Raw genomic sequence first — 7,330 nt, forward strand, 5'->3', positions numbered from 1 at the left:
AGACGAGGCGTCGCGGTCGCCGTCACCGGACACGACAGAGTTCAGCAGGTACCGGTACCCGTCACCGGTCGTCATCACCCTAATTGATAACGTCACACCTAGAAGGTGCGAAGTAACCGACGCGCGAGCACAGGAGCGCTTCTGTCATTTCGAAGGCGAGACTTCGCGCGATTGGGATTCGCCGGGCCATCCTTCTTCTCTTTCGTCGAACGTCACCGCAACACCGTGTCGCTGGGGTTCGTGAAATCTTCTTCCGGAAGCGAAACCCAGGTACTGCGCCATGAGGAACTCGCCGCAGCGATGCACAGGCGTTCGACAGTTCGGTCGCACGAACCGATCGTTTGTTAACGGACGGCACTGTACGTCGATCGAAAGTCGCGCCGACACCCCCTGCGAATTCGCGTCGCGGGATAGTTTGCCAGGATCCGGCGATCAGCGTGGTGCGCATCAAGGAGGTGCGCAGCGGCCTCAGCACGAGGAGCCTGCCCGCGAGGCCGACCACCCCGCCCCTAGGAACGGTAGGAGTGCGACGTCGGGGCGAGCTGGGGGCCACCCCCCGAGACCGAAAGTAGCACCGCAGCGACGATAAGCGCCACGCCAACCAGGGTGGTCGTCAGCTCCCCGACCAACGAACCGATCCATCCGCGTTCCTGGAGGTCTCGGAACATCCTTATGCTCAGCCCGAACGTTCCGTTCGAGCTGCGAACCGATCGTCTCGATGCGTCGTGGCAGACGCCTCAGCTGTCCACCGATGACCTGGAGTTGCACGCGGCCGTCGGCGAACATCTCCCTTGAGTCCATCGCCAGACGTATGAAATGAGGAGTTCGAGCAAGGGCCCGATCGACCAAGTCGTAGTCGGCAACGAGCTGGCACAGCGTTCCCTCGAGTGACACGAAGGAAACGACTGGCGTTCTCCTCCGCTGTTGGGGACGTCGGGTCGGCTGAAATAATGGCCGGGACGATACGGTGGCGAGTCAGAGCGCCGTGATCCACCGCGCGATCTCGTCAGCGATCTCGTCGCTATTGTCTTCGACCATCAGCGAGTGGCCGTTCCCAGCGAGAAGAGGCAGTTCGGACGACCAGAAGGTGACGGCGGCGCCCTGATCGGTGAGCCAGGCCACGATGTCCTGATCCAGCTGCGAGGGGTGGTCGGTATCGGCTCCACCCGTGAAGACGAGAATCGGCTTGTTCGTGAACGCGTCGGTCGGCCCGATCCTCATTTGGCTCCCACCGATGTTCTGACGCTGATAAAGCATCCGGGCCGGGATCGGCCGAAGGGTGCGGCGGAACACCTCGATGCACTCGCGGGGGAACCGCCGGCTGGGTCCGATGGCCTTGTCGTTCACGAAGGCGCTTGTGGGTTCCCAGAAACCCATCTTCGGGATGGTCCAGTCGATGGCCGCTCCACGGATGGAGACCTCCTGGTCGGACTCCCTCACGATCTCGGGCACCGCCTGTATATTTCCAGGCGGGCCCGGAGCGACGGCTACGAGCCCGTCGATGAGATCGCCATGCGTCTCTAGGAGGCGGAAGCCAATCGGACCTGCCATCGAGTGCACGACCAGCACGACGTTCCGGCCGAGACCAGAGAGGAACACGCCCATCCCTCGGCACACGCTCTCATAGTCCAGCCGCGCAGACGCCGCACGATCATCGACGTGTTGGGCCGCCTCATAGGACAACCCCAGCCAGTCCACCACCAGCACACCGTAGCCATGCGATACGAATCGTGCCGCCCAGCCCTGTCGGCCGTCGGGCGTCTCGAGATAGTACTCGTTCGAGGCACCACCCCCGTGCACGAGGACGATCCACCGAGCAGGCGCACCCGACGGCGCCAGTTCGGTGTACGAGATCGGCGCGACGTCGTCTGGGCGTGAAATCGAATCCATAGCTTCCCCAGGCCTGTTAGGCAATGACGGCGTCGAGGGCCCGTGCGAGCCTCTCCGGATGCGTGAGCATCACCAAATGGCTTCCGTCGATCTCGATCGTGCGCGGACTATCAAGCCGCCCGGCCGCGGCCTGGTAGATCTCAGCGGGAACGGCCTGGTCCTGAGCGAGGAACACATAACTTGACGGGATGCTGCTCGCCCAGAACCGGTCGAGGCGGATCGGCTCATCGGACCAGCCTGCCGGCGCTGGGACGAGCCTCGGCTCGAGCGCGGCGAGCTGCTGCTGCTCGAACGGGGACATGTCCTGCATAGACGCGGCCCAGAGCTCAGGCGGCATGACGATGGTGTTGTCGTCGGACTGACTCGCAAGCGCCTTCGTCGCTGCGACCAACGGATCGGGGAGCACGTCGTTAATGGTCTCGCCGTCGCGCAGCACCCAGGCGTCGACGAAGACGACCCGGCCGATGCGCTCGGGCATCGCCTCAGCGACGAGTTGGATGAGCGGACCTCCGCCGCTATGACCGACGAGCACGATGTCGAGCTGGGTGAGCTCTCTTACCTGATCGATCAGATCGCGCGCCATCATGCTCATCGTGACGCCGGAGCGGTCCACGTCACCGTCTTCGAGACCGCGCAGCGTCGGCGCGATCACCTCGTGCCCCATTCTGCGCAATTCGTCGGCGACGCCGTCCCACACCCAGCCGCCTACCCATCCGCCGTGCACCAGTACGATCTGCATTGATCATCCTCTTCGCATATTTATCTGCTGAGCAGAACTTGTTCCTAACTAGAAGACACAATAGCTTGCGCGGCGCCAACAGTCCAGCATGGCTCGAGCTCTCTTCAGAACGCGCCGAACGACCCCTGCACCAGGTCGCAGGGGAAAGAGACGACGAGCCTTCAGGAGGTCAGGTCGGCCAGACGTACGGCTGCCTCATCGAGGAGTGCGACGAGGGTCTTCACCTTGCGGGGAGGCAAGCGGAACACCGGGGCAGATGCGTTGATCGCCAACCGCAGCCCGCTCGCCGAGGGAACGGCCACGGCCACCGAGGCCACGCCCTCCTCGCTCTCCTCCCGGTTCGTTGCATAGCCCTGCTTCGCGACAAGATCCAGTTGTGCGAGGAGCTCGGTCTTGGTACGGATCGACTGCGGAGTCACCTGTGAGAGTTGCTCGTCGGGGTAGAGACGGTCCAATTGTTCTCGCGGGAGCTGCGCCAGGAGAACCTTTCCCGTGGAGGTGCAATGGGCCGGCATCTCCTTGCCCAACCGTGAAGCGACTCGCACCGCCGTCGTCGGTTCCGAGACTGCGAGAAAGCGAGTGGAGTTGCCGTCGAGCGTGCCGAGGTGAACCGTCTCGCCGGCTTGGTGGCTGAGTTCCTCGAGGATCGGTTGCACGATCTGCGGGATGTCCATCTTTCTCAGCACCGAGAAGGCGATCGTGGTCAACGACGGCCCTGGCCCGTATGTCTTCGTTCGCGGGTCTTGCCGCACGAATCCTCGCCATTGAAGCATCGCGAGGATGCGATGCGCCGTTGAGGTCGCGACACCCAGGTGCTTGCTGGCGTCCGTCAGTCGAAGTTCGTTCTTCTCACCGAGCAGGAGCAGGAGTTTCAGGGCATTGTCGACCGACTCGATCGGTATTGCGGAGCCGCATCGACTCCGTCGGCTGCTCTATTTCTCTGCACAACAGAAACTGTATCGTTCCTGCCGGCCCTCAGGGCCGCCATCAAGGGCAAGGCGATCCCGTCCAGGTCTATCCGGACGCCGATTCGAGCAGCCGGCCCAGTCGTACACGAACGTCGGAAAGCGACGATCCCGCTGCGATGGACCGGCGGACTTCGACGAGAGCGCGGGGCCAATTCAGTACCACTGCCCCGTCGAATGACAGACCATTCTGAGAGTACAGAGACGCGATCCGGTCGGGTGTTCGAGGGTCCGTCACCATCTCGGGGTTGACTGCCGTCGTGCGACCGACGATGTGCAGCTTCCAGTTGAACTGGTCACTCCAGACATACTCGACAGGCAGATATGAGCGTCGGTCGTCGGGATGAGCGATGTTGTGCGCGACACAGCGCGCCTGGTCGACCGCATTCGTCCAGTGCTCAAGACGGGTGAGATCGCCGCGAACCGGATGCCGCCACCGCGCAACATCGCCGATCGCATGGATTTCCGGGGCGCCGAGTGCCGTGAGGAATTCGTCGCAGACGAGACCGTCGTCGATCTCGAGCCCTGAGTCCTCGAGCCATTCGACGTTCGGCACTGCCCCGATGCCGATGACGACGACATCACCGTGGAGCTCGGAACCGTCATCCAGGAGCACGCGGAAGTCTCCCTTCGCACCGTCGATCTGCGCGACCGTCCGTCCGAGAACCGCATGTACGCCATGCCGGGAGTGCTTCTGCGAGAAGAGGGCGCCAATCTCGTCACCGAGCCGGCGTGACATCAGGTCGCGTGTCGCCGAGACCAGGGTGACATCGACTCCGAGCCCAAGAGCGGTCGCGGCGACCTCGGCGCCGATGAAGCCCGCTCCGATGACGATGATCCTGCGATCGGGAACTAGCTCGGCGCGCAGCCGGTCTGCGTCGTCGAGTGTCCGCAGCACATGGATTCCCTCGCCTTCACCCCACGGCGACGGCCGCGCGCGGACGCCGGTCGCCACCACGAGGTCATCGAAGCCGACCCGCCGTCCATTCGCCAGCCGGAGCTCCGACAACGCACGGTCCAGACCTACCGCCGGCACACCGAGACGAAGGTCGATGTTAAGCTCGAGCGCCTCCGCCGCCGTGAGGAGCGTGACCTCGGCTGCACCTGCACCGACGAGGTATCCCTTCGACAGCGGCGGCTTGTCGTAGGGCAGCACGGGCTCGGAGCCGATGAGCACAACGTCTCCGCGATACCCCTCTGCCCGAAGCGCCTGCGCGGCCCGTACCCCCGCGATCGACGCACCGACAATCGCTGTCGTCATTCGTCTTCCACCCGGAGCGCGGAAACCGGGCAGCTGTTCGCCGCCTCGGTGACCCGTTTCCGGTCGGCCTCGTCGACCTCTGTTCTGAGCAGGATCACGACGCCGTCGTCATCGAGATCGAAATAGTCTCCCGCGGCCATGATGCAGTTGGCGTAGCCCTGACAGAGCCCGAGATCCGCTTTCACGACAGGCATGTGTCACTCCTCTCCTGCTTCTTCAGGCGTTATCTCAGGGAACATCGGTGCGAACGGTTGGGCGATCATGGCGGAGAACGTCGCCGTAGTCTGCCAGGTCAGCGCCTCGAGCTCGAGCGGATCGAGAGCGACCCACTGCCCGGATCGCGGCGACTCGATCAGGAGCCGGGAGCCGTTGCGTGTCTCCACGCGAGATACCCGGATCTCCGAGAACTCATTGGCGATCGAGATCGGAGCCCCTACCCGCTGGTCTTCGAGCCGCTGACGTTCGTCTGCTGCTGCGATGGCCGCGATGCGGTCGTCCTCTTCGCCTTCCCATTCGAGTTTCATAGGAAGATCGCCAGATTCTGTGTGCGCAAGACCGACTCGTCGACCGTGATGGTTCGGCGTGCGAGCTGCAACCCGCCGCCGACACGTCGCAGAACGTCTTCGCGGCCGGCCGAGATCACCGCGGGCTCGTGCACGTCGCCGCGACTGCGGAAAAGAAGCACCGCAGAATCGACGACGACCTCGCCCGGGACGTCGCTCTCGAAGGTGCGCACGTTCGTGACGAAGTGACGGAGCCGGGAGGGCGGATCCTCTGTCCAGGCGTGTTCCGTGAGGAAGCGGGCGACCCGCCGGCTCAGGGAGTACTTGTTCTCGTCCCAATGCGCCATGCCCGGAGACGTCGAGTACCCGGCGCCGAGCGCGGTAGTGACCTGCACGGGCATGATGTAGTGCACATCGTCGGCGATGAGGTCGAGCCAGTCCTCGTACCGCTGCTCGTCGAGGATGTATGCCTCTTCGACGAGCCACCTGTGCGTCTCCAGATGCAGGCCGTCCGAGAACGACAACGAACTCCCCACCCGCGTGGCTTTGGTCGTATGTGCTCCGAGCGGCGACTCTTTCAGTCGAACCCAGCGCGCCTCGGTCATGACAGCCCCTCCGGCATCCCCACCGACGAGATGATCAGCGCGGTCGGCTCCGTCTCGAGGTAGTCCGCCCAGCGCTCGAGCAGATGCCGCTGGTTGTACTCTCCGTAACCGACGTGGGCCACGCCCGGGCCAGAGAACGCGTCCGGTCCGAGCGGCTCCACGACGAATCTGCCGTCTTTCAGCACGCCCATCCGGCTGTTCAGCAGCAAGCGCCGCGCCATATTCCCTTTCGCGGTGTTCGTAAGGGACACCCAGTTCTCCACATCGTCCTGCTCGAACATCCCCGTGCTGCCGAAGCACATCAGGTACGCCTTGTACGACAGAGCCTTGAACTCCTCCGGTGCCGCTGCGTCGACGGCGAACCAGGAAAGCACCTCGGTCTCGTTCTCGCTGATCGGCTGCCAGGTACGGATCGAGATGAACGGGAGCACGTCGTCGCCGTCTTCCACCTTCGGCCAGTTGTGCACGAAGCTCATGTTCGGGAAGATCGAGGCCGCCGAGATCATGAAGCCGTTCTCGCCGATCACATTGAGCTGGTCCTGGGACCAGACCTCCTTCATCCGGTCGATCATCTCGTCGGGGTAGCCCACGTAGCGCAGCCGCTCCTCGAGCGTTCCCTCCGGAAGCTTGTAGGTCGTGCCTCCGCCGTTGCCCGCCCAGTACGTGTTGCCGTCTTTACGCTTCTCCGCCTTCGGTTCGCGGAAGAGGCCGATCTCGACCACCGAGGTGTGGGTCTGTGGCGTGTGGTACATGTCGCCGGCGAAGTTCTCTGCGCCGATCTTCCAGTTCGCCTTCACCCGCCAGCGCTGCGGGCCGCGGAGCTCGATGCCCGAGGAGCTCTGCTTCGTGTAGTAGTCGAGATAGAAAGCGAAATCGCCGAGGTAGTCGATCAGCGGTGGCGCATCCGGATCCATGCTGATGAAGATCAACCCGTTGTAGCTGTCGAGGCTCGGCGCCGGAAGCAGGCGGGCTCCCTTGCGATTGAAGCCAGCCTCGCCACCGTACGCCTCTTCGTGGAACGGCAGCCCCACGATTCGTCCGTCGTTGCGGTACGACCAGCCGTGATACGGGCAGCGGAAGTGCGAGGCGTTGCCCATTTCCGCCCGGCACACCTGCATTCCTCGGTGCAGGCACATGTTGAACATCGCCTTGACGGAGCCACTCTCGTCGCGCACCACGATGAACGAGTCGTCGAGCACTCGCCGCACCACGTAGTCGCCGGGCTGAGGGATCTCTGATTCGTGACCCACGAAGATCCACGCGCGACTGAACAAGCGCTCCCGCTCGAGCGCGAAGATCTCTTCGTCGTTGTAGATGTGGGCAGGGATCATGCCGCGTCTGACAGGTGACGTCCCTGGGAGTGGTGT

Annotated in this window: 8 protein-coding genes; all 8 read right to left on the minus strand. The window is 63.7% G+C overall.

All coding sequences use genetic code 11. The features are described 5' to 3' along the window. Positions 1 to 975 precede the first annotated feature (975 nt). The 8 genes from B3587_RS10220 to B3587_RS10255 all read right to left on the minus strand — a co-directional run bounded on the left by B3587_RS10220 (position 976) and on the right by B3587_RS10255 (position 7,294). Positions 976 to 1,890 carry an alpha/beta fold hydrolase gene (locus tag B3587_RS10220; protein WP_005054941.1) on the minus strand — a complete coding sequence of 305 codons (915 nt, stop codon included), beginning with the start codon at positions 1,888 to 1,890 and terminating at the stop codon, positions 976 to 978. A 16-nt stretch (positions 1,891 to 1,906) separates the two neighbouring features. After that, on the minus strand, positions 1,907 to 2,629 hold the full coding sequence (locus tag B3587_RS10225; protein WP_005054944.1) for an alpha/beta fold hydrolase: 723 nt from the start codon (positions 2,627 to 2,629) through the stop codon (positions 1,907 to 1,909). A gap of 161 nt (positions 2,630 to 2,790) precedes the next feature. Continuing rightward, on the minus strand, positions 2,791 to 3,531 hold the full coding sequence (locus B3587_RS10230) for an IclR family transcriptional regulator (protein WP_043341835.1): 741 nt from the start codon (positions 3,529 to 3,531) through the stop codon (positions 2,791 to 2,793). Positions 3,532 to 3,643: 112 nt separating this feature from the next. Beyond that, positions 3,644 to 4,855 carry an NAD(P)/FAD-dependent oxidoreductase gene (locus B3587_RS10235; protein WP_005054949.1) on the minus strand — a complete coding sequence of 404 codons (1,212 nt, stop codon included), beginning with the start codon at positions 4,853 to 4,855 and terminating at the stop codon, positions 3,644 to 3,646. Continuing rightward, entirely contained in the window at positions 4,852 to 5,049 is a 198-nt protein-coding gene (locus B3587_RS10240; protein ID WP_005054951.1) for a ferredoxin, read from the minus strand. The genes B3587_RS10235 and B3587_RS10240 overlap by 4 nt, the downstream gene beginning before the upstream one ends. A 3-nt stretch (positions 5,050 to 5,052) precedes the next feature. Beyond that, positions 5,053 to 5,379, minus strand: a complete 327-nt coding sequence (locus B3587_RS10245; protein WP_005054953.1) for a hypothetical protein — start codon at positions 5,377 to 5,379, stop codon at positions 5,053 to 5,055. After that, positions 5,376 to 5,963, minus strand: a complete 588-nt coding sequence (locus B3587_RS10250) for a 3-phenylpropionate/cinnamic acid dioxygenase subunit beta (protein WP_005054954.1) — start codon at positions 5,961 to 5,963, stop codon at positions 5,376 to 5,378. Before B3587_RS10250 ends, B3587_RS10245 begins: the two co-directional genes overlap by 4 nt. Next, entirely contained in the window at positions 5,960 to 7,294 is a 1,335-nt protein-coding gene (locus B3587_RS10255; protein WP_193904030.1) for a Rieske 2Fe-2S domain-containing protein, read from the minus strand. The genes B3587_RS10250 and B3587_RS10255 overlap by 4 nt, the downstream gene beginning before the upstream one ends. Positions 7,295 to 7,330: the final 36 nt, after the last annotated feature.

This window comes from Microbacterium sp. UBA837 (assembly GCF_002296025.1).
Taxonomy (GTDB): Bacteria; Actinomycetota; Actinomycetes; order Actinomycetales; family Microbacteriaceae; genus Microbacterium.

What these genes read in the sequence shown, in the direction of transcription:
- B3587_RS10235 (WP_005054949.1), bottom strand. Translation starts at nt 4,855, where the DNA reads ATGACGACAGCGATTGTCGGTGCGTCGATCGCGGGGGTACGGGCCGCG.
- B3587_RS10250 (WP_005054954.1), bottom strand. Translation starts at nt 5,963, where the DNA reads ATGACCGAGGCGCGCTGGGTTCGACTGAAAGAGTCGCCGCTCGGAGCA.
- B3587_RS10220 (WP_005054941.1), bottom strand. Translation starts at nt 1,890, where the DNA reads ATGGATTCGATTTCACGCCCAGACGACGTCGCGCCGATCTCGTACACC.
- B3587_RS10225 (WP_005054944.1), bottom strand. Translation starts at nt 2,629, where the DNA reads ATGCAGATCGTACTGGTGCACGGCGGATGGGTAGGCGGCTGGGTGTGG.
- B3587_RS10240 (WP_005054951.1), bottom strand. Translation starts at nt 5,049, where the DNA reads ATGCCTGTCGTGAAAGCGGATCTCGGGCTCTGTCAGGGCTACGCCAAC.
- B3587_RS10245 (WP_005054953.1), bottom strand. Translation starts at nt 5,379, where the DNA reads ATGAAACTCGAATGGGAAGGCGAAGAGGACGACCGCATCGCGGCCATC.
- B3587_RS10255 (WP_193904030.1), bottom strand. Translation starts at nt 7,294, where the DNA reads ATGATCCCTGCCCACATCTACAACGACGAAGAGATCTTCGCGCTCGAG.